This window comes from Flavobacterium sp., from assembly GCF_027484205.1.
Lineage (GTDB): Bacteria > Bacteroidota > Bacteroidia > Flavobacteriales > Flavobacteriaceae > Flavobacterium.
Genome location: NZ_JAIXUB010000024.1, coordinates 72,193 through 92,850, shown reverse-complemented (window position 1 = coordinate 92,850; position 20,658 = coordinate 72,193). Strand labels below are relative to the sequence as shown.

Genomic DNA, 20,658 nt, shown 5'->3' with positions numbered 1-20,658 from the left:
TTAAAAAATTACTTTCTTTTACGCGCATCTGGTTTACCACCTTTGTTGAAAGGCTTTCTATCTCCTCTTGGAGAGTCACCACCTTTTCCACCAGAAGCTTGTTTTTTATCCATTCCAACTAGTGGAGATAAATCACGTTTTCCGTAAACCTCACCTTTCATGATCCACACTTTAATTCCCATTCTACCATAAGTAGTGTGAGCTTCACCAAGTGCGTAATCAATATCAGCTCTGAAAGTTGACAAAGGAATTCTTCCTTCTTTAAAACCTTCTGAACGTGCCATTTCTGCACCATTCAAACGACCTGAAATCAAAACTTTAATACCTTCTGCATTCATACGCATTGCTGCTGCAATTGCCATTTTAATAGCTCTTCTGTATGAAATACGGCTTTCAATTTGACGAGCGATACTTGTTGCAACTAAATAAGCATCTAACTCAGGTCTTTTAATTTCAAAGATGTTGATTTGAACCTCTTTATCTGTAATTTTCTTAAGTTCTTCTTTCAACTTGTCTACCTCTTGACCACCTTTTCCGATAATAATACCAGGTCTAGCAGTAGTGATAGTAACGGTTACAAGTTTTAAAGTTCTCTCGATGATTACTTTTGATACACTAGCTTTTGATAAACGAGCATGGATATACTTTCTGATTTTATAATCTTCAGCGATTTTATCACCGTAATCATTTCCACCATACCAGTTTGAATCCCATCCTCTGATGATACCAAGTCTGTTTCCTATTGGATTTGTCTTTTGTCCCATCTTAATTAATTGCTTTGTGTGTTATCTAATTGTCCTAATACGATTGTAACGTGATTAGAACGTTTTCTAATTCTGTGTGCTCTTCCTTGTGGAGCTGGGCGAAGTCTTTTCAACATCATTCCACCATCTACACGGATTTCTTTTACAAATAAGCCTGCTTCAGCTACATTCCCTTCACTATTTTTTTGCTCCCAGTTATTGATTGCAGATAATAATAGTTTTTCTAACTTTCTTGAAGCTTCTTTTGAGCTAAATCTTAATACATTTAAAGCTCTTTCCACTTTCTGACCTCTTACCAAGTCTGCTACTAAGCGCATTTTTCTAGGTGAAGTAGGGCAGTTATTTAATTTAGCAAAAGCTATAGACTTATTAGCCTCTTTTCTTGCGTCTGCTGATTCTCTTTTACGAACTCCCATTGCTTCTTATTTTTTACCTTTATTTTTTGCTCCAGCATGACCTCTAAATGATCTTGTTGGTGAAAACTCTCCTAATTTGTGACCTACCATGTTCTCAGTTACATAAACTGGAACAAATTGACGACCATTGTGTACTGCGATAGTCTGTCCTACGAAATCTGGTGTAATCATTGAAGCTCTAGACCAAGTCTTAACAACTCCTTTGTTTCCTCCAGCAATATTTTCTTGAACTTTTTTATCTAATTTGTAGTGTACAAAAGGTCCTTTTTTTAATGAACGTGCCATGTCTATCTAATTATTTCTTTCTGCGTTCAACAATATACTTATTACTCGGGTTAACTTTAGAACGAGTTCTATAACCTTTAGCAGGAAGACCTTTTCTAGAACGTGGATGACCTCCTGATGAACGTCCTTCACCACCACCCATTGGGTGATCAACTGGGTTCATAGCAACTGGTCTAGTTCTTGGTCTTCTTCCTAACCATCTTGTCCTACCTGCTTTACCAGATACAATTAATTGATGATCAGAATTAGATACTGCTCCAATTGTAGCTGAACAAGTAAGCAAGATTAATCTTGTTTCACCTGACGGCATTTTAATTGTTGCGTATTTACCATCTCTTGCCATTAATTGAGCAAAAGTACCTGCACTTCTAGCAATTGTAGCACCTTGTCCAGGACGTAATTCAATACATGAAATTACTGTTCCTAGAGGAATTTTACTTAATGGTAAAGTATTTCCAATTTCTGGAGCTGCATCTTCACCAGACACAACAGTTTGTCCTACTTGTAAACCGTTTTGAGCAACGATATACGTTTTCTCTCCATCAGCATACCATAATAATGCGATAAAAGCAGTTCTGTTTGGATCATACTCAATTGATTTAACTGTTGCTGGAATTCCAACTTTAGTTCTTTTAAAATCAATGATACGATATCTTTGTTTGTGACCACCGCCTGTATAACGCATGGTCATTTTTCCTTGACTATTTCTACCTCCTGAGTTTTTTATCGGTGCGATCAATGATCTCTCCGGCTTATCAGTTGTAATAGCGTCAAAACCATTAACAACTCTAAAACGCTGACCCGGGGTAATAGGTTTTAATTTTCTTACTGACATCTTGTTTTATTAGATATTGTTGTAAAAATCTATTGTTTCTCCTTCTTGTACTTGAACAACTGCTTTTTTATAAGCATTTGACTTTCCACTTATTAAACCACTTTTAGTGTATTTAGTAGTTCTATCTGGTCTAACATTCATTGTATTAACACTAACAACAGAAACACCATAAGTAGCCTCAACAGCTTTCTTAATTTGTACTTTATTAGCTTTTTTATCTACAACGAAACCAAAACGATTGAAAATCTCACCATCTTTAGTGATTTTTTCTGTGATAATAGGTTTAACTATGATACTCATGGCTTTTTATTTACTTAAATTTTCTTCAATTCCTTCTAAAGAACCCTCTAAAAGAACTAAATTATTAGCATTTAAAATAGCGTAAGTACTTAATTCAGAATTAGTTACAACGCTAGATGCTTTTAAATTACGTGACGACAAATATACATTTTTATTTGAATCACCCAATACAAATAAAGATTTTTTATTTTCTAACCCTAAGGCTTTCAAAACACTAATGAATTTTTTAGTGTTTGGAGTTTCAAAATTAAAATCTTCAACTACGATTAAATTAGATTCTTTAGCTTTCAAAGAGAAGGCAGATTTTCTCGCCAATCTTTTTAAACTTTTATTCAATTTAAAAGAATAACTTCTTGGTCTAGGTCCGAAGATAGTTCCACCTCCTTTAAAAACCGGAGATTTTTTACTACCTGCACGAGCTGTACCAGTACCTTTTTGTTTTTTAATCTTACGAGTAGAACCTGCAACTTCAGCTCTTTCTTTAGCTTTGTGAGTTCCTTGTCTTTGATTAGCAAGATATTGCTTCACATCAAGATATACTGCGTGATTATTTGGCTCAATTGCGAAAACTGAATCAGAAAGTTGAACTTTTCTTCCAGTTTCTTTTCCGTTGATGTCTAATACTTTTACTTCCATTACTTCTGAATGATTACATAAGAGTTTTTGCATCCAGGAATAGCTCCTTTAACAACAAGTAGATTTTTTTCTGCAACTACTTTCAAAACTCTAAGATTTTGTACTTTTACATTATCACCACCCATTCTTCCAGCCATACGCATTCCTTTGAATACACGTGACGGATAAGATGATGCTCCTACAGAACCTGGCGCTCTTAAACGATTGTGTTGACCATGTGTAGCTTGTCCAACACCACCAAAACCGTGACGTTTTACAACACCTTGAAAACCTTTTCCTTTAGAAACACCTTGTACATCAACAAATTCTCCTTCATTGAATACCTCAACAGTGATATTATCACCTAACTTAAACTCACCTTCAAACCCTTGGAATTCAACGACTTTCTTTTTAGCAGAAGTACCAGCTTTTTTAAAGTGACCTAAGTCAGCTTTGGTAGCGTGTTTTTCTGTTTTGTCATCGAAACCAAGTTGAAGAGCTTCATACCCGTCAACCTCATTGGTTCTGACTTGGGTAACGACACAAGGCCCAGCTTCGATTACTGTACAAGGAATGTTTTTCCCGTTTTCATCGAAAATGCTAGTCATGCCGATTTTTCTTCCAATTAACCCAGACATATTAAACAATTTATTAATTAATTAATTTTGAGAACGATACATATCGCCTCTTTTGAGGGTGCAAATATACAACTAATATTGCAACCACCAAATATTATTTTAAAGTTTAAAAAAACCGCTAAAGTTATTGTTTTTAGCGGTTTTCAAACTTAATGTAATTTTGAAATTAAACTTTAATCTCAACTTCTACACCACTCGGCAACTCTAATTTCATTAAAGCATCAATAGTTTTTGAAGAAGAAGAGTAAATATCTAATAATCTTTTATAAGACATTACTTCAAACTGTTCTCTAGATTTTTTGTTAACGTGTGGAGAACGTAATACAGTAAATATTTTTTTGTGAGTTGGTAACGGAATTGGACCTGTTACAACAGCACCTGTGCTTTTCACAGTTTTTACGATTTTCTCAGCTGATTTATCAACCAACATGTGATCGTAAGATTTTAATTTTATTCTAATTTTTTGACTCATCTTGTTAAAAATTAAGCGTTACCTTTTGCTTTTTTGATAACTTCTTCTGAAATATTAGAAGGAGTTTGTTCGTAATGTGAAAATTCCATTGTAGAAGTCGCTCTACCAGAAGACAAAGTTCTTAAAGTAGTAACATATCCAAACATTTCGGAAAGTGGCACATTAGCTTTGATAGTTTTAGCTCCATTTCTGTCACCCATATCATTAACTTGACCTCTTCTTCTATTTAAATCTCCTACGATATCACCCATATTTTCTTCTGGAGTAATAACTTCAATTTTCATAATTGGCTCAAGGACAACAGCTCCAGCAGCCTTAGCTACTTCTTTGTATCCCATTTTTGCTGCTAATTCAAAAGAAAGAGCATCAGAATCCACTGGATGGTATGAACCGTCTAATAAAGTAACTTTTAAACTATCTACAGTATATCCAGCTAATGGACCTGCTTTCATAGCTTCTTTGAAACCTTTTTCAACAGCAGGAATATATTCTTTAGGAACGTTTCCTCCTTTAACTTCATTTACGAACTGTAATCCAACAGGTGCTTTTCCATCAACTAAGTCAGCTGGCTCTAAACGGAAAACAATATCCCCGAATTTACCACGACCTCCAGATTGTTTTTTGTAAACTTCTCTGTGTTGTGCTGATTTTGTAAAAGCTTCTTTGTACTCAACTTGTGGTTCACCTTGGTTAACCTCAACTTTGAATTCTCTTTTCATACGATCTACAAGAATGTCTAAGTGTAACTCACCCATACCTGAGATAATCGTTTGTCCAGAAGCTTCGTCTGTTCTTACAGTAAATGTTGGATCTTCTTCAGCTAATTTTGCTAAAGCCATACCCATTTTATCAACGTCAGCTTTAGTTTTTGGCTCAATCGCGATACCAATTACTGGATCAGGGAATTTCATTGACTCAAGAATAATTGGGTGTTTTTCATCACACATTGTATCTCCAGTCTTAATATCTTTAAATCCAACTGCTGCGCCAATATCTCCTGCCTCGATATACTCGATTGGGTTTTGTTTGTTAGCGTGCATTTGGTAGATACGAGAAATTCTTTCTTTATTTCCAGAACGAGTATTCAAGATATATGAACCTGCATCTAAACGACCTGAATAAGCACGGAAGAAAGCTAAACGACCAACATAAGGATCAGTAGCAATTTTAAATGCTAAAGCTGCGAACGGCTCTTTTACATCAGGACGACGTAAGATTTTTGTTTGATCTTCTTCTAATAAATCAGCATCATCAGGATGAATTCCTTCAATACCTTCTTTATCTAAAGGAGACGGTAAATATTTACAAACTGCATCTAACATAAATTGAACTCCTTTGTTTTTGAAAGAAGAACCAGCAATCATAGGAATGATAGCCATGTCAATTGTAGCTGCTCTTAAAGCGTTGTTGATTTCTTCCTCTGTAATAGAGTTTTCGTCTTCCATGTATTTATCAAGAAGATTTTCATCATAATCAGCAACAGCTTCAATTAATATAGATCTGTATTCTTTAACTTCTGCAAGCATATCCTCTGGGATAGGCACAATATCAAAAGTAGCTCCTTGTGTAGCATCATGCCAAACAATAGCTTGATTTTTTACTAAATCTACAACTCCTTTAAAGTCATTTTCTTCACCGATTGGTAAAGTAATTGCAACTGCGTTAGATTTTAACATGTCTCTAACTTGTTGACAAACCATTAAGAAATTAGAACCTTGACGGTCCATTTTATTTACGAATCCCATACGTGGAACTCTATATTGATCAGCAAGTCTCCAGTTAGTTTCTGATTGAGGCTCAACACCATCAACAGCAGAAAATAAGAAAACTAAACCATCAAGTACACGTAAAGAACGGTTTACCTCTACAGTAAAGTCAACGTGTCCTGGAGTATCAATAATATTGAAGTGGTAATCCTGAGAACCTGGTAATGGTTTACCTTGTTCTGTTGGGAAACTCCACTCACAAGTTGTAGCAGCAGAAGTAATTGTAATACCTCTTTCTTGCTCTTGTGCCATCCAGTCCATTGTTGCAGCACCATCATGTACTTCACCAATTTTGTGTGATTTTCCTGTGTAGAATAATATACGTTCAGTAGTGGTAGTTTTTCCAGCATCAATGTGAGCTGCAATACCAATATTTCTTGTGAATTTTAAATCTCTAGCCATTTCTTATGAATTAAAATCTGAAGTGAGAGAATGCTTTATTAGCATCTGCCATTTTGTGAGTATCCATTCTTTTCTTAACTGCTGCACCTTCTTCTTTAGCTGCTGCTAAAATTTCACCTGCTAGTTTAGAAGCCATTGATTTTTCGTTTCTTCTTCTTGCATAAAGAATCATCCATTTCATTGCCATAGAAATTTTACGGTCTGGACGAATTTGCATTGGAATTTGAAATGTAGCTCCACCTACTCTACGACTACGTACTTCTACGTGAGGCATAACGTTAGTTAAAGCATCTTTCCATACTTCTAATGTTGATTTCTCATCATTATTCTTTTTTGCTTCTACGATGTCTAATGCATCATAAAATACTTTAAAAGCTGTAGATTTTTTACCATCCCACATTAAGTTGTTTACAAAACGTGTTACCAATTGGTCATTAAACCTTGGATCTGGTAAAAGAGGTCTTTTCTTTGCTGCTCTTTTTCTCATGTCTTTTCTTTAAATAAAAGTTTTAAAAATTACTTTTTCGCCTCTTTTGGACGTTTTGCACCATACTTAGATCTACGTTGCGTTCTTCCTGCTACACCTGAGGTATCAAGTGCACCACGAACGATGTGGTATCTAACTCCTGGTAAATCTTTTACTCTTCCGCCTCTCACTAATACTATCGAGTGCTCTTGTAAATTGTGTCCTTCTCCTGGGATGTAAGCATTCACTTCGTTTCCATTTGTCAAACGTACACGCGCTACTTTACGCATTGCAGAGTTTGGTTTTTTTGGAGTTGTAGTGTAAACACGCGTACAAACACCTCTTCTTTGAGGACAAGAATCTAAAGCAACCGATTTACTCTTCTTAGTGATCTGAGTTCTTCCTGTTCTTACTAATTGTTGAATAGTTGGCATAATTAAATACTAAAAATTACTTGTTTATAAAATTCCCGCTTTTTACGGGGTTGCAAATGTAGTAATTATTTTCAATAAAAAAAATCATAATTCATTAATTTTCAACAACATTTCTTAAGAGCTGAAAAAATATATTAAACTCTGAATTTTTACGTTATTTTTACATCGGTAACAAAAATTAGAATGAATAGCTCTGTAGCCCTGATGCAAGGGAAAATCCTTTTTTGTCTCTCGACTGCGCTCGAGATTACAAAAAAGATTTGGAAAGGCAGCAGGAATATGGATTACTTATATAACCCGAGCCATTCGCTCCTTATAATGAAGAAACTAACATTACTTTTTATTTTCTTTTTTTCCCTAAATAACTTTGGGCAAAATATGCATTTGAAGATTGTTGGTAAAAATGATAAGCAAACTAAAGTTATCGATTCTGTAGGTCATACTAAATCTTTTAGCAATACCAAAGGTGTTGTTGATGAAACTAAATTGTTTTCGGAAAAGTTGTTGAAGATTGGTTTTTTAGAACAAGAAATTATAGAAAGTAAAAAGGAAAATGATAGTACTTTTTTTTACTTATATAATATAGGTGAAAAAACTAATTTTATACATATATATATAGGTAAAGATTATGCCTTAAAAAATTGGGGAATTTATGAAGTTAAAAATGATACTTTGAAATTGCCTTTTGTTGAAAGTGAAGCTTTTTTGAATACTACATTGAAGCAATTAGAAACAAATGGTTTTTCGATGGCAAAAGTGAAGTTACAAAACATTAAAAACAAAAACGGTTTTGTTACTGCAGACTTGAATGTAAAAACTGAACAGAAGCGTCAACTGAATGATATTGTAATTAATGGATATGACAAATTTCCTGAAGGTCACAAGAAAAATCTGAAAAGACTTTATAAAAAAAGAGTTTTCAATCAGCAGAATTTGGAAAAACTGTACAAAGACATTGAACAATATCGATTTGTGAAGCAGACTAAATATCCTGAGATTTTGTTTACTAAAGATTCTACGGAAGTTTATGTTTATTTAGAAAAAGCTAAAGCGAATAACTTTGATGGTTTTATTGGTTTTTCTAACGATGAAAATTCTAAAGTTATTTTTAATGGTTATCTGGATTTGACTTTGAACAATATTCTAAATTCAGGTGAGAAAATAGCTTTGTATTGGAAAAGTAATGGCGAAGATCAAAAAACGTTTAATCTAGGTTTGGAACTTCCTTATATTTTTAAAAGTCCGATTGGTTTGAAAGCGCAATTAAATATTTTCAAGCAAGACAGCACCTTTCAAAACACACAAACATCAATTGATTTGGGATATTATTTTAATTACAATACCAGATTGTATTTAGGTTATCAATCGGCTGAATCTAGTGATATTAATAATGTAAACACTTCGACTTTAAGTGACTTTGAAAACCAATTTATTACATCAACTTTCGAGTTTGTCGATTTTAAACAAGATGATTTTCTGTTTTCTGAAAAAAGTAATTATAGTGTGAAAATTGGAACAGGAAAACGCGAATCTAAATTTCAAAGTAATTCACAGTTTTTTGGAAGTTTGAATCTAAAACACAATTTGTACCTTAATGATAAGAATGTCGTCAATTTAAAAACTCAGAATTTCTATTTGCAAAGTGATGATTATATTATTAATGAGTTGCATCGTTTTGGCGGAATCAATTCGATTCGTGGTTTTAATGAGAATAGTTTGCAAGGCAACATCTTTTCTTCTATTTTAACCGAATACCGCTACGTACTCTCGTCAAATATTTATGTGCATTCTATCATTGATTATGGTTATTTTCAAGATAAAACTACCGATACAAAAGGCAATCTTCTTGGACTTGGTTTCGGATTTGGATTATTGACAAAAAACGGACTTTTCAATTTGATTTACGCCAACGGAAGTACTAACGAACAAGCCATAAAACTTTCTAATTCAATTGTTCATATTAGTCTGAAAGCAACCTTTTAAGTAATTAAAAATTATGAATTATGAATTAAGTTGTTTTTTATCAATTTTTAATTCTTAATTTTTAATTCCTAATAACTACCTTTGCGCCATGGAAAAAGAAAACCAAATCTTCGGAATTAGAGCAATTATAGAAGCTATAAATGCAGGAAAAGAAATCGATAAAGTCTTTGTTCAAAGTGATGCTCAAAGCGAATTGATGCAGGAATTGATGAAAGCGATGAAAAAAAATAGCATCAATTTCTCTTATGTTCCTGTAGAAAAATTAAACCGATTAACTCCAAATAATCATCAAGGTGCGGTGGCAACCATTGCTCCTATCTCGTTTGTAAAACTAGAAACTCTTGTTGACAGTGTTGTTGAGAGCGGAAAAATGCCTCTGTTTTTAATCCTTGATCAATTGAGCGATGCTCGAAATTTTGGTGCCATAATTAGAACTGCCGAATGTACTGGCGTTGACGGAATTATAGTTCAAAAAACAGGTTCGGCACCTGTGAATGGCGATACTGTAAAAACATCTGCTGGTGCGGTTTTTAATGTGCCAATTTGTAAAGTTGACCACATAAAAGACGCCATTTTTTACCTTCAAGGTAGCGGAATTAAAACTGTTGCTGCAACAGAAAAAACCGAAGATAGCATTTATGACATTTCTCTTAACGAACCTGTTGCCATCATCATGGGAAGTGAAGACCGCGGAATCAATCCATCTGTTTTGAAAATTGTAGATGCAAAAGGAAAGTTACCAATGTTTGGAACTATAGGTTCGCTAAATGTTTCTGTGGCTTGCGGAGCTTTTTTATATGAAACTGTAAGACAAAGAGGTTAAAAAGTTTCGGGTTATTGAGGAGCGAATGGCTTGGGCTTTATCAGCAATCCATATTCCTGCTATACATTACAATCTAGTCTCGTTCAAAAAAACGAGACGAGATTTTCATTTCTATCAGGGCTAATTAGCCAATCATTTTATTGTTTGTTATCGTCTGTCGCTTCTTTAAAAATATAAACATACTGAATCGGTTGTGAAACAACTTCTTCCTGTAAATCTTCCAATTCCAATAATTCTTCGGGTTTTGGTGGATTCACAAAATTTCCATTTTCATCAAATCGTTTCATGAAAGCATCTTCTTGCGGATTGAAATCAGGTTTCTCCCATTCGTATTGTATGTCTTTTACATAATCAGGAGTTTTGAATTTTACTGCAAAAACAAATCCTGTGAGTAATCCTGCTAAATGTCCTTCCCAAGAAATTTTGTGGTCTACATCAGGAAAAACATACCAAATCATTCCGCCATATAAAACTACAACAGCAAGTGATAACGCCATCAATCGATAATATTGTGTCATCATTCCTTTAAAAAAAATGAAGGAAACCAAAACATAAATTAATCCACTTGCGCCAATATGAAAAGATTCGCGACCAATAATCCAAGTGATAATTCCTGAAAAAAGTATTCCATAAACTAAAACTTTCAATGAAACTTCTCGGTAGAAATAAATCAATGCGGTTGTTAAAATAAAAAGTGGTAACGAATTATTAGCAATATGACTCAAATCGCCGTGCAAAAACGGACTGAAAATTACACCTTGCAATCCTGAGAACGTTCTTGGAAGAATTCCGTGATTGTTTAAATCTAGGTTGAAGGAATTGTCTATGTAAAATACAAACCAAATCAAAACCAACAAAAACGTTGGTACAATCCAAGTTGATGGTGAAAATTTAAAATGGTTTATTTCGTTATTGTGTCTCATGGAAAAAAGCACTTCGACAAGCTCAGTGTGACATATGTTTATCAAAAATACAACCAATAATCATTTAATGCTATTTTGTCAGAGTTTCTATTTTAAGAAATGCTGTTTTGAAAATTGCTTTTCACAAAATAGGAAAACTTTCTAGCCCTGATTGCAGTGGCATCCCGTCTCGTTTTTTGGAACGAGACGAGATAGAACGGAAAGCAGGAAAACGGATTGCAAAAAAAGAACAAACCATTCGCTCCAAAAAAATTAAATCCGTAATTTTACCACATGGAAGCACCTTTAGCCGAACGCATTCGTCCGCAGAAATTAGAAGATTATATTAGTCAGTTGCACTTGGTTGGACCGAATGGTTCGCTGACGCAACAGATTGCTCGTGGCGTTATTCCGTCGATGATTTTTTGGGGTTCGCCTGGAACTGGGAAAACGACTTTGGCGCAGATTATTGCAAAGCAAAGTAATCGTCCGTTTTATGAATTGAGTGCGATAAATAGTGGTGTGAAAGACATTCGCGATGTTATTGAAAAAGCGAAACAAAGTGGCGGATTATTCACAGCGAAAAACCCAATTTTATTTATCGATGAGATTCATCGTTTTAGCAAATCGCAGCAAGATTCACTTTTGGCAGCAGTCGAAAAAGGTTGGGTAACATTAATTGGTGCCACAACTGAAAATCCGAGTTTTGAGGTTATTCCGGCGTTATTGTCACGTTGTCAGGTTTATGTCTTAAATCCTTTTTCTAAGGAAGATTTATTGGCACTTTTGGAACGCGCGATGAAATTAGACACCATAATTTCTTCCAAAAAAATAAAAATCAAAGAATCGGAAGCGTTGTTGCGACTTTCTGGTGGCGATGGACGTAAACTATTAAATATTTTTGAACTTGTTGTAAACGCAAGCCCTGAAGGTCAAATTACAATTACCAATGAAAAAGTTTTAGAATTGGTACAACAAAACACCGTTCTTTATGACAAAACTGGCGAGCAACATTATGATATTGTTTCTGCGTTTATAAAATCTATTCGCGGAAGTGATCCAAATGGTGCGGTTTATTGGCTTGCCAGAATGATTGAAGGTGGCGAAGATGTGAAATTTATTGCCCGACGAATGTTGATCTTATCGAGTGAAGATATTGGAAATGCGAATCCGACAGCTTTTATTATGGCAAATAATACATTTCAAGCTGTTTCAACCATTGGTTATCCTGAAAGTAGAATTATTTTGAGTCAGTGTGCGGTTTATTTAGCGACTTCTCCAAAAAGTAATGCCAGTTACATGGCAATTGGTGAAGCGCAAGCCGTTGTAAAACAAACTGGTGATTTGCCTGTTCCAATTCATTTGCGAAATGCTCCAACAAAATTAATGAAGGAATTGGGTTATGGTGATGAATACCAATATTCGCACAATTATGCCAATAATTTTAGTGAACAAGAATATTTACCTGATGCAATTAAAGAAACGAAATTCTATGATCCCGGAAGTAACTCCAGAGAAAATGGAACGAGAGAATTTTTAAAAAATCGCTGGAAAGATAAGTATGGGTATTAGTCCTTAGTAAACAATTTAAAACTTCACCTCTACTTTTTCTGAAACTAATTTGTCGTTTTGATAATATTCAAAAAACCATTCGTTATTTCTTAAAAAGAAAATACCTTGATTTGTTCCTTTTGAGGCGATATAAAAATCTTTAGTTGAAGTTTTGAAGATTTTATAAATCACTTTTGGTTCAGTATTGATTAATTGAAAACCATTTGCAATAGGTTGAGGAAACAAAGCATTTGAAGTAGTAGTATTAGCTTGACTCTCAACAAGCATTTCTTTATCAATTGGAACTTCAACAGATTTATTATTTATTGCAACTACTTCTGACTCAACTTTCTTTTTTTCAACATATTTGTGTTGTAGTGCATTAAATGAATTAAAAGCTTCACGAAGTGCTTGTGTGTAGGCAACTTTATATTCTTTTTCACGACTTTTACCTTCTTCAGAGATAAATAAAACATTGTTTTTACAATCTTTCAGAACAACTACAAGTTTAGTCACCATAATAGTATTTCGTTCTTCAACATCTACGAAAACTTTATTACAATTCTCATTTGCAAAATTTGGCGGAAGAATTTCCGAATCTAAATAGGTTTCAAAACCGTATTTTTCCATGAACATTTTAGTTAAAGTATTCAATCTAAACTGATCTGCTTCTTTGAAAAAACTAAATTTCGCAGGAACAAGTGCATATTTATAATCATTCAAATTTTGACCAAATCCAAAGGTGGAAACCAATACTAAAAGCGCTACTAACTTTTTCATTTTAAAAATATTTTTTTAATTCTATTAATTGATTTACTTGGATTATATCATTTGAAATTTGAACATTCTTATCATTAAAATAAATTGCTTCCATACCAAAATTCAATGCTCCTTTCACATCAGCATCGATACAATCTCCAATCATTATACTTCTTTCCTTTTGAGTATTTGCCAAAGATAATGCAAATTCAAATATTTTTGGATGTGGTTTTTTAACTCCAGCTTTTTCTGAATTGGTTACAGAAATAAAATAATCTGAAATACCTGAATTTTTTAACTTTTTATATTGAACTTCTGCAAAACCATTAGTTATAATATGAAGTCTGTATTTAGAATTTAAGTAGTCTAGAACTTCTTTTGCTCCATCGAAAAGAATATTATTTTCAGGTAAATAAGTAATGTAATCAATCGACATTTGATTGATTTCTTCATCAGAAATAGAATAACTCAAAAAATCAAAAGAATCTTTCAATCGTTTGTAACGAAGTTCATCGTGAGTTAATTTGTCAACTTGGTATAATTTCCAACAAGCTTGATTTATTGGTGCATAAATGTCAACAAATAATTTGGTATTTATGGCAGGATGATTTTCTTTAAATATTTTTTCAAATGCTAATTCAGAATTTTTGTCAAAATCCCAAAGTGTATGATCTAAATCAAAAAAAATATCCGTAATTTTATCTTGAAACATTTAATTTCCTTTCACAATTACAGCATTATCTAAATTATAAATCCAATCGTCAGCATCGTCTTCATTATATCTAAAAGTTCCTTCAATGGTAACGTATTGATCGGTTTTCAACTTTGGCGTTCCTCCTTTAAAATTTAAACCAACAATAGATTCTGGTCCGGATTTACCACAAAAAAAACAGGCCGCAAAAACATTTTTGCTTAATGCATAACTTTTGTTATCAATTGGCACAATGAATCCTGAAATATAAATTTTTTTCTTTCCTTTTAATTTTACTTTATCATTTACAATTGGAAACTGAACTTCACCATATTTTGGATGCTTCTTCATGGTGTATTTTATTTCGCCTAATTGTTTCCAAGTTAAAGTATCTCCTTTTAATGGAAGAAAATTTTTATCCAATTGACTTTTATCTGAACTTGAAAAACTCAAAAAGAAAAATGCTACTACTAAACCTAAAGTTATTTTTAATGAATTATGCATTTGCTAATGTTTTTGAAATATTTAATTGATATGCTTTTACAGCTGGAATTAATGCGGCTATTATCCCTACTGTTAGTGTTGCTACTAACAGCATTGTTTCTTTTTGCCAAACAATTTCCATTGGATTGAAAGCCATTTTGAAATCATCTTCAGCTGAATTTGATATAAATCCTAATGCGAATCTACCAAAAATTGTTCCAAAGATAAATCCAACGAAACATAAAATCAAGCTTTCTATCATAATTAAAGTTAATAATTGCAATCTACTTGCTCCATTGATTCGCATTAGAGCAAATTCATATTTTCGTTCTTTCAATCGATTATACAGCGAAATAAATATTGATATTCCTGAAATTAACATAATAGCATAAGCTAAATATTCTAACGCTTTTAAACCAATTCCAAACAAACTAAACAATCTATTAATTTCAATTGCAGGTGAAGCTGCTTGCATTTTAGTGTTCTGAGCAATAATTCTTGGCCACATTACAATGCCCATCTTATTTCTAAATTTCAATAAAACTGCGGTAATTTCCATATTTGGCTCATCTAAAGTCATATCGGTTTCATGATGTTCGTGATTACAAGCTTCTGTATGAACATGTTCTCCATCTTCATGAACGTGTCCTTCTTCTTCATGTGTTCCATGCATTTGCCAAACGCTGGGAATATTACACAAAATCAAATTATCAATTACACTTCCTGTTGAAGAAGCAATTCCTGTAATTACATAATCAATATCTTCGTGAACTTCACCTTCAGCCGCATCACCATGCGATCCGTGAAATTTATCACCTACTTTTAAATTCAATTTTTGTGCTACTTCGCTTCCTACTACAACCTCAAAATTTTTATCAAATAATTTTCCTTTAGCAATTTTGGCTTTGTATTTTTCTAAATAATCTGAGTTGGTTCCAACGATTTTAAAACCACGGTAATTATCTCCAAATGCTAACGGAATTGCTTTTTCAATAAAAGGATGATTCATCCATACTTTAGCCGAATCATAACTAATATTTCCCGTTGGATTATCGATATGATACACAGAGGAAAGAATCAATTGCATTGGACTTCCTTGCGCACCAAGTACTAAATCTACACCATCAATATTACTTGAAAATTTCTCTTCAAATTGTTTTTGCAATAAAATCAAAACCGTAATTATTGCTACACTTGAAGCTAATAATATGATACTTAAAAGTGTGTTTAATGGTTTAAACCAAATGTTTCTCCAAGCTAATTTTGCTATCATATTAATTGAGATTTATTTGGTTAGAAAACTTGTTTTTTAATCGAGAATCGTGAGTTACAATTACCAATGCAGCTTTGTATTCCTTAGATAATTTTTCAAGTAAATCAGCAACTTTAAAGGCATTTTCATCATCTAAACTCGATGTTGGTTCGTCTGCTAAAAGCAATTTTGGTTCATTTATCAAAGCTCTTGCAATGGAAACTCTTTGTTGCTGACCTATACTCAATTGAGAAGGTAATTTGTGCTTTTGATTTTCTAAATCCAATTCGGATAATAACTTTTCTGCTTTTTTAACCGCTTGTTTACCAGTAGCTAACCATGATGCTAAAACCACATTTTCAATAACCGTCATCGATGCAATAAAATGTGATTGTTGTAAAATTAAACCAATATTTGAACCTCTAAATTGATCTAATTGCTTTTCAGAAAGCGAACTAATATCCGTATTTTCTATTACAATTTCACCTTTTTTTGGTCGGAGCAATCCAGCTAAAAGATGTAATAATGTTGTTTTCCCTTTGCCTGAATTTCCTGTAATAAGAAGTGTATTTGAAGCATCACAACTCAATTCTGGAAAGGCAAATTGCGTATCTTTATTGTAGAAAAAAGTGAGGTTTTTTGTTTGTAGCATCATCAAAAAATTATGTTGCAAGTTACTCAAACAAAATCATTTATTTTCTTACTATTTTCTTAAAATATTCCTTCATCTTGAAAACTATAATAACCATTTTCTGTGATTATGATATGATCTAAAATCAAAATTTCTAGTTGTTCTCCAGCAAGTTTAAGTTTTTTCGTAATATCAATATCCGATTGACTTGCCATTAATTTTCCTGATGGATGATTGTGAGTAAGAATGATCGAAGTAGCATTTTGCTCGAAAGCAACTTTGAAAACTATCCTAACATCTACAACCGTTCCAACTATTCCTCCTTTTGAAAGTTGTGCTTTGTGAATGACTTTATTAGAATTATTCAAATATAAAATCCAAAACTCTTCATGAGGCAACTCACCAATTATAGGTTGCATAATCTCAAAAACTGCTTTGCTAGAAGTTATCTTTTTTAGTTCCTCAACATCTTCTGAACGTCTTCTTCTTCCCAACTCTAATGCTGCTGCAATGGTTATAGCTTTAGCTTCACCAATTCCTTTAAATTCAGTGAGTTTTTGAATTGATAATTTTCCGAGTTGGTTTAAATTGTTATTAGTAGAAAATAAAATGCGTTGACAAAGTTGAACTGCACTCTCGTTTCGTGAACCAGAACCAATTAAAATAGCAAGTAATTCGGAATCGGATAAGGAAGATTTTCCTTTTAGAAGAAATTTTTCTCTTGGGCGATCGTCTTCAGCCCATTGATTGATAGGTGTGTACATAATTATTTTGGCGTTTATAAAGTACAAATAACTATATTTTTTTAATGAGTTCAAAATAAAACGATTATAAATTTCGTTTTATTAAAAAACATTTCATGAAACTATTTATAATTCTTATTGCAATTTGCTTTTCTTTTGGATGCAAAAAAACTGAAAAAAATAATTTGAAAGTTGAAAACATTGCAGTTACTACTATTCAATATCCATCTACTTTTGAAGAGAAACTTTCAAATGCTGCCATTTCAATTATTGATGAAAATGTAGTTTATACTCCTGATTATGTTTCTTTAAAATATCCAAATGGTGACGTTCCTGCAAAAACTGGAGTTTGTAGTGATGTGGTAATTCGTTCTTACCGAAAACTTGGAATTGATTTACAAAAAGAAGTTCACGAAGATATGAAAGCTAACTTTTCGAAATATCCAACCAAATGGGGTTTGAAAAAAACAGATACTAATATTGATCACAGAAGAGTTCCAAATCTTGAAGTATTTTTTGAACGAAAAGGCAAAAAACTAGAAGTTTCAGATAATCCAAATGATTATAAAACTGGCGAAATTATAGCTTGGATGATTAATGGAAAATTACCTCATATTGGAATTATAACTCACAAAAAATCAATAGACGGAAACCCGATGATTGTTCACAATGTTGGTGGCGGGCAAGTCGCAGAAGATTGTTTGTTTAGTTGGAAAATTGTTGGACATTTTAAGTATGGAAAGTAATGTTTTTTTTTAGATTCCTATGGAATGATAAAATGTAAGTGAGATTTCCTATGGAATGACAAACTGAGCGCAAAGTTGTCATTCCGTAGGAATCTTTTATTTAAAATGTTCATTACAAAATTCTAAATTTGGATTTAATTCTTTTATCAAATTTAGTTTTTTATCTCTTGAAAGGTTCTTAATCTCTTTTTCTCTTTCAATAGCCATTTGAATCCAACCAAACTTTTCATAATAAATTAAAAAATGTGCATTGTATCGCGATGTAAAACTATTTATATTTAATTTACTTTCGTGCTGATTCAAACGCAATTTTAAATTATTAGTTACGCCTGTGTATAAAACAGTTCTATTTTTATTTGTTAAAATATAAACATAAAATGAATAAATTCCTTCTGTGTATTCAATCATAATTACGTACTTAAAATGAGATTCCTACGGAATGACAAACTGTATGTGTATTTTTTTTTCAAAATTCTTTTTCAGATTATTATTTAATAACAAAATCAAATTACTTCAACAATCCTTTTACCTCATCAAAATTCAACCCGCCGTAATTACCAGAACTCATTAATAACAAAGCTGAATTATCAAAATTTTGACTGAAAAGGAAATTCTTAAAATCAGCTGGATTGGTGTAAATTATTAAATCCTCTCTTTGGAATGATTGTGCAATTTGTTCATAAGTAACTTCTTCTAATTGTTTAATTTTCACAGCATCTGGTGAATAGAAAACCACTGCAACATCAGCTGCGTCTAGTGCACCTTGATATTCTTTTAAGAATTCGGCATTTAAACTACTGTAAGTATGCAATTCTAAACAGGCAATCAAAGTTCTATCTGGATATTGATTTTTTACTGCTTTTGTAGTTGCTGAAACCTTACTTGGTGAATGTGCAAAATCTTTATAAGCTACTTTTCCTTTCCCTTCAGCAATTTTTTCAAGACGTTTGCTTGCTCCTTTAAAACTGGCTATAGCTTCATAGAAATCAGCTTCATCAACGCCCATATTTTGACAAATCCATTTTGCTCCAGCAAGATTATTCAAATTGTGTGCTCCAAAAACTTCAATTGGCATTGGACCTTCTGGAGTTTCTAACATTGTTGTTCCGTTTTCGACCGTATAATTTGGTGTTTTGTAAGCCAATTTTCTAATTGGATTTTCAGAATTTTCGGCTACTTTCTTTACAGTTTGATCTTCTTCATTGTAAACAAGAATTCCACCTTTCGTGATTTGGTTTACAAAAATTTCAAATTGCTCTACATAATTTTCGAAGGTTGGAAACACATTAATATGATCCCAAGCAATTCCTGAAAGTAATGCAATATTAGGTTGATACAAATGAAATTTTGGTCGTCTATCAATTGGAGATGATAAATATTCGTCGCCTTCAAGTACAATAAAATCGTTGTTTTCTGTTAAGTGAACCATGGTGTCAAATCCTTCTAATTGCGCTCCAACCATATAATCAACTTCAATATTATGATAATGCATTACGTGTAAAATCATTGAAGTTATGGTCGTTTTTCCGTGCGAACCACCAATTACAACTCGAGTTTTATTTTTAGATTGCTCGTATAAAAATTCGGGATAAGAATAGATTTTCAACCCTAATTCTTTTGCTTTCAACAATTCAGGATTGTCAGCTTTGGCGTGCATTCCTAGAATTATTGCTTCAATATCTTGAGTGATTTTTTCTGGAAACCAACCCATTTCTACAGGTAATAAACCTTTTTTTTCTAAACGTGATTTTGATGGTTCAAAAATAGCGTCGTCGCTTCCTGTAACTTGATATCCTTTATTGTGTAATGCTAATGCTAAATTGTGCATGGCTGCACCGCCAATTGCTATGAAATGTGTTCTCATTAAACTAGTTTAAAGGTTTAAGAGTTTAAGAGTTTAAAGTTGTTTTTTTTATAAAATTAAACAATTTCAAACCGTCATTAAACTATCTTAAACTATTATTTATTTTCAAATTGTTCTTTTAATTTTGTTGCTTTCGCTTTGTCTTTAATTTTATTCAAATATAAATTATATAATTTTTGAAAAGTGGTTTTTGAATTGCCAATTTCGTGTGCTTTTATATAATTAGCTTCGGCTTTTTTATAACGGTTGAAATATTCATCGATATAACCTTTAGAAAGATAACCATCTACTTTTGAAAGTTCCATCAACTCATTAGAATATTTTATGGCTTTAGATTCGCTTCCTCCAACAATTCCGGGTAATTCTATGTAAAGCATTACTAAAGCCCAACGAGAATCAATATGTTTTACATCTAATTTTGCTGCTGTAAGAAAGGCGTTTTCAATATCATCAATCATTCCTAAAGCTTTAAATTTATTGACTGATTTAGCTTTCATTCCTAAAGCTCCACCATATTTATACCAATAATTTGCTGTCTTAGGAAACTGAGTTTTTAAAACTTTATATTGCTTGATGGCTTCGTCCCACTTTTTTTGATGTCCAGCAATATCTCCAAGATATTCAACGGTTTTGTAATGATTAGGATTTGACTTTAAATAGCTTTCAAAAAGAGTTTTAGCTTGTTCGTACTTTTCTTGTTTGTAGAGTTTCTCTGCTTTTTCAAAATCAGTTTCTGCCATCATATTGAAGGAAATTAGTAGAATTAAAAAAGGTAGAAATTTCATGGGTTGTTATTGGATGTTCAAAAATAAGAAAATGGTTTGAGTAAGTTATTTT

Annotated in this window: 25 protein-coding genes; 4 read left to right on the top strand and 21 right to left on the bottom strand. The window is 32.7% G+C overall.

The window, feature by feature from the left end; all coding sequences use genetic code 11:
• Positions 1-8: 8 nt before the first annotated feature.
• The 11 genes from rpsC to rpsL all read right to left on the bottom strand — a co-directional run bounded on the left by rpsC (position 9) and on the right by rpsL (position 7,393).
• Complete coding sequence (gene rpsC / locus Q0049_RS11330) at positions 9-764, bottom strand: 30S ribosomal protein S3 (RefSeq protein ID WP_298119771.1); 756 nt, start codon at positions 762-764, stop codon at positions 9-11.
• Positions 765-769: 5 nt separating this feature from the next.
• Complete coding sequence (gene rplV, locus Q0049_RS11325) at positions 770-1,180, bottom strand: 50S ribosomal protein L22 (RefSeq protein ID WP_298119769.1); 411 nt, start codon at positions 1,178-1,180, stop codon at positions 770-772.
• A 6-nt stretch (positions 1,181-1,186) separates the two neighbouring features.
• Positions 1,187-1,465 carry a 30S ribosomal protein S19 gene (gene rpsS / locus Q0049_RS11320; protein ID WP_007136562.1) on the bottom strand — a complete coding sequence of 93 codons (279 nt, stop codon included), beginning with the start codon at positions 1,463-1,465 and terminating at the stop codon, positions 1,187-1,189.
• 10 nt (positions 1,466-1,475) lie between these two features.
• On the bottom strand, positions 1,476-2,300 hold the full coding sequence (gene rplB / locus Q0049_RS11315) for a 50S ribosomal protein L2 (RefSeq protein WP_298119767.1): 825 nt from the start codon (positions 2,298-2,300) through the stop codon (positions 1,476-1,478).
• Positions 2,301-2,309: 9 nt separating this feature from the next.
• On the bottom strand, positions 2,310-2,600 hold the full coding sequence (gene rplW, locus Q0049_RS11310; protein WP_298119765.1) for a 50S ribosomal protein L23: 291 nt from the start codon (positions 2,598-2,600) through the stop codon (positions 2,310-2,312).
• 6 nt (positions 2,601-2,606) lie between these two features.
• Positions 2,607-3,236, bottom strand: coding sequence for a 50S ribosomal protein L4 (gene rplD, locus Q0049_RS11305; RefSeq protein WP_298119763.1), 630 nt, complete (start codon positions 3,234-3,236; stop codon positions 2,607-2,609).
• Positions 3,236-3,853: a 50S ribosomal protein L3 gene (gene rplC, locus Q0049_RS11300; RefSeq protein ID WP_298119762.1), complete on the bottom strand. Its 618-nt coding sequence runs from the start codon at positions 3,851-3,853 to the stop codon at positions 3,236-3,238. The genes rplD and rplC overlap by 1 nt, the downstream gene beginning before the upstream one ends.
• 166 nt (positions 3,854-4,019) lie before the next feature.
• A complete protein-coding gene (gene rpsJ / locus Q0049_RS11295) occupies positions 4,020-4,325 on the bottom strand; it encodes a 30S ribosomal protein S10 (RefSeq protein WP_274782155.1) in 306 nt (101 codons plus the stop codon).
• Between the two features lie 11 nt (positions 4,326-4,336).
• Positions 4,337-6,493, bottom strand: coding sequence for an elongation factor G (gene fusA, locus Q0049_RS11290; RefSeq protein WP_298119758.1), 2,157 nt, complete (start codon positions 6,491-6,493; stop codon positions 4,337-4,339).
• 10 nt (positions 6,494-6,503) lie between these two features.
• Complete coding sequence (gene rpsG, locus Q0049_RS11285; protein WP_298119756.1) at positions 6,504-6,980, bottom strand: 30S ribosomal protein S7; 477 nt, start codon at positions 6,978-6,980, stop codon at positions 6,504-6,506.
• Positions 6,981-7,009: 29 nt separating this feature from the next.
• Positions 7,010-7,393: a 30S ribosomal protein S12 gene (gene rpsL / locus Q0049_RS11280; RefSeq protein ID WP_007136570.1), complete on the bottom strand. Its 384-nt coding sequence runs from the start codon at positions 7,391-7,393 to the stop codon at positions 7,010-7,012.
• Between the two features lie 378 nt (positions 7,394-7,771).
• On the opposite strand from rpsL, the gene Q0049_RS11275 reads away from it, so the two are divergent.
• Together Q0049_RS11275 and rlmB are read left to right on the top strand one after the other, a co-directional pair.
• Entirely contained in the window at positions 7,772-9,376 is a 1,605-nt protein-coding gene (locus Q0049_RS11275) for a hypothetical protein (protein WP_298119754.1), read from the top strand.
• 88 nt (positions 9,377-9,464) lie between these two features.
• The gene (gene rlmB, locus Q0049_RS11270) at positions 9,465-10,199 is read left to right on the top strand and encodes a 23S rRNA (guanosine(2251)-2'-O)-methyltransferase RlmB (RefSeq protein ID WP_298119752.1); all 735 of its coding nucleotides are present in this window, start codon (positions 9,465-9,467) and stop codon (positions 10,197-10,199) included.
• 137 nt (positions 10,200-10,336) lie between these two features.
• Here rlmB and Q0049_RS11265 read toward each other — a convergent pair whose 3' ends face one another.
• The gene (locus Q0049_RS11265; protein ID WP_298119750.1) at positions 10,337-11,122 is read right to left on the bottom strand and encodes a rhomboid family intramembrane serine protease; all 786 of its coding nucleotides are present in this window, start codon (positions 11,120-11,122) and stop codon (positions 10,337-10,339) included.
• A gap of 273 nt (positions 11,123-11,395) precedes the next feature.
• Here Q0049_RS11265 and Q0049_RS11260 point away from each other — a divergent pair, with 273 nt between their 5' ends.
• On the top strand, positions 11,396-12,673 hold the full coding sequence (locus Q0049_RS11260; RefSeq protein WP_298119748.1) for a replication-associated recombination protein A: 1,278 nt from the start codon (positions 11,396-11,398) through the stop codon (positions 12,671-12,673).
• A 15-nt stretch (positions 12,674-12,688) separates the two neighbouring features.
• Here Q0049_RS11260 and Q0049_RS11255 read toward each other — a convergent pair whose 3' ends face one another.
• Genes Q0049_RS11255 through radC form a run of 6 tightly spaced genes read right to left on the bottom strand, consistent with a single transcriptional unit; the run spans position 12,689 to position 17,232 of the window.
• Positions 12,689-13,432 carry a hypothetical protein gene (locus tag Q0049_RS11255; RefSeq protein WP_298119747.1) on the bottom strand — a complete coding sequence of 248 codons (744 nt, stop codon included), beginning with the start codon at positions 13,430-13,432 and terminating at the stop codon, positions 12,689-12,691.
• 1 nt (position 13,433) lies between these two features.
• Positions 13,434-14,123, bottom strand: coding sequence for a YjjG family noncanonical pyrimidine nucleotidase (locus Q0049_RS11250; RefSeq protein ID WP_298119745.1), 690 nt, complete (start codon positions 14,121-14,123; stop codon positions 13,434-13,436).
• The gene (locus tag Q0049_RS11245; protein WP_298119743.1) at positions 14,124-14,606 is read right to left on the bottom strand and encodes a hypothetical protein; all 483 of its coding nucleotides are present in this window, start codon (positions 14,604-14,606) and stop codon (positions 14,124-14,126) included. It lies immediately after the preceding gene.
• Complete coding sequence (locus Q0049_RS11240) at positions 14,599-15,858, bottom strand: FtsX-like permease family protein (RefSeq protein WP_298119741.1); 1,260 nt, start codon at positions 15,856-15,858, stop codon at positions 14,599-14,601. The genes Q0049_RS11245 and Q0049_RS11240 overlap by 8 nt, the downstream gene beginning before the upstream one ends.
• A gap of 1 nt (position 15,859) precedes the next feature.
• Positions 15,860-16,492 carry an ABC transporter ATP-binding protein gene (locus tag Q0049_RS11235; protein WP_298119740.1) on the bottom strand — a complete coding sequence of 211 codons (633 nt, stop codon included), beginning with the start codon at positions 16,490-16,492 and terminating at the stop codon, positions 15,860-15,862.
• Positions 16,493-16,548: 56 nt separating this feature from the next.
• Positions 16,549-17,232: a DNA repair protein RadC gene (radC, locus tag Q0049_RS11230; RefSeq protein WP_298119738.1), complete on the bottom strand. Its 684-nt coding sequence runs from the start codon at positions 17,230-17,232 to the stop codon at positions 16,549-16,551.
• Between the two features lie 95 nt (positions 17,233-17,327).
• On the opposite strand from radC, the gene Q0049_RS11225 reads away from it, so the two are divergent.
• Positions 17,328-17,957: a DUF1287 domain-containing protein gene (locus Q0049_RS11225; RefSeq protein WP_298119736.1), complete on the top strand. Its 630-nt coding sequence runs from the start codon at positions 17,328-17,330 to the stop codon at positions 17,955-17,957.
• Positions 17,958-18,053: 96 nt separating this feature from the next.
• Here Q0049_RS11225 and Q0049_RS11220 read toward each other — a convergent pair whose 3' ends face one another.
• The 3 genes from Q0049_RS11220 to Q0049_RS11210 all read right to left on the bottom strand — a co-directional run bounded on the left by Q0049_RS11220 (position 18,054) and on the right by Q0049_RS11210 (position 20,606).
• The gene (locus tag Q0049_RS11220) at positions 18,054-18,365 is read right to left on the bottom strand and encodes a GIY-YIG nuclease family protein (RefSeq protein WP_298119735.1); all 312 of its coding nucleotides are present in this window, start codon (positions 18,363-18,365) and stop codon (positions 18,054-18,056) included.
• A gap of 100 nt (positions 18,366-18,465) precedes the next feature.
• On the bottom strand, positions 18,466-19,821 hold the full coding sequence (gene murC / locus Q0049_RS11215; RefSeq protein WP_298119733.1) for a Mur ligase family protein: 1,356 nt from the start codon (positions 19,819-19,821) through the stop codon (positions 18,466-18,468).
• Between the two features lie 95 nt (positions 19,822-19,916).
• A complete protein-coding gene (locus Q0049_RS11210; RefSeq protein ID WP_298119731.1) occupies positions 19,917-20,606 on the bottom strand; it encodes a tetratricopeptide repeat protein in 690 nt (229 codons plus the stop codon).
• Positions 20,607-20,658: the final 52 nt, after the last annotated feature.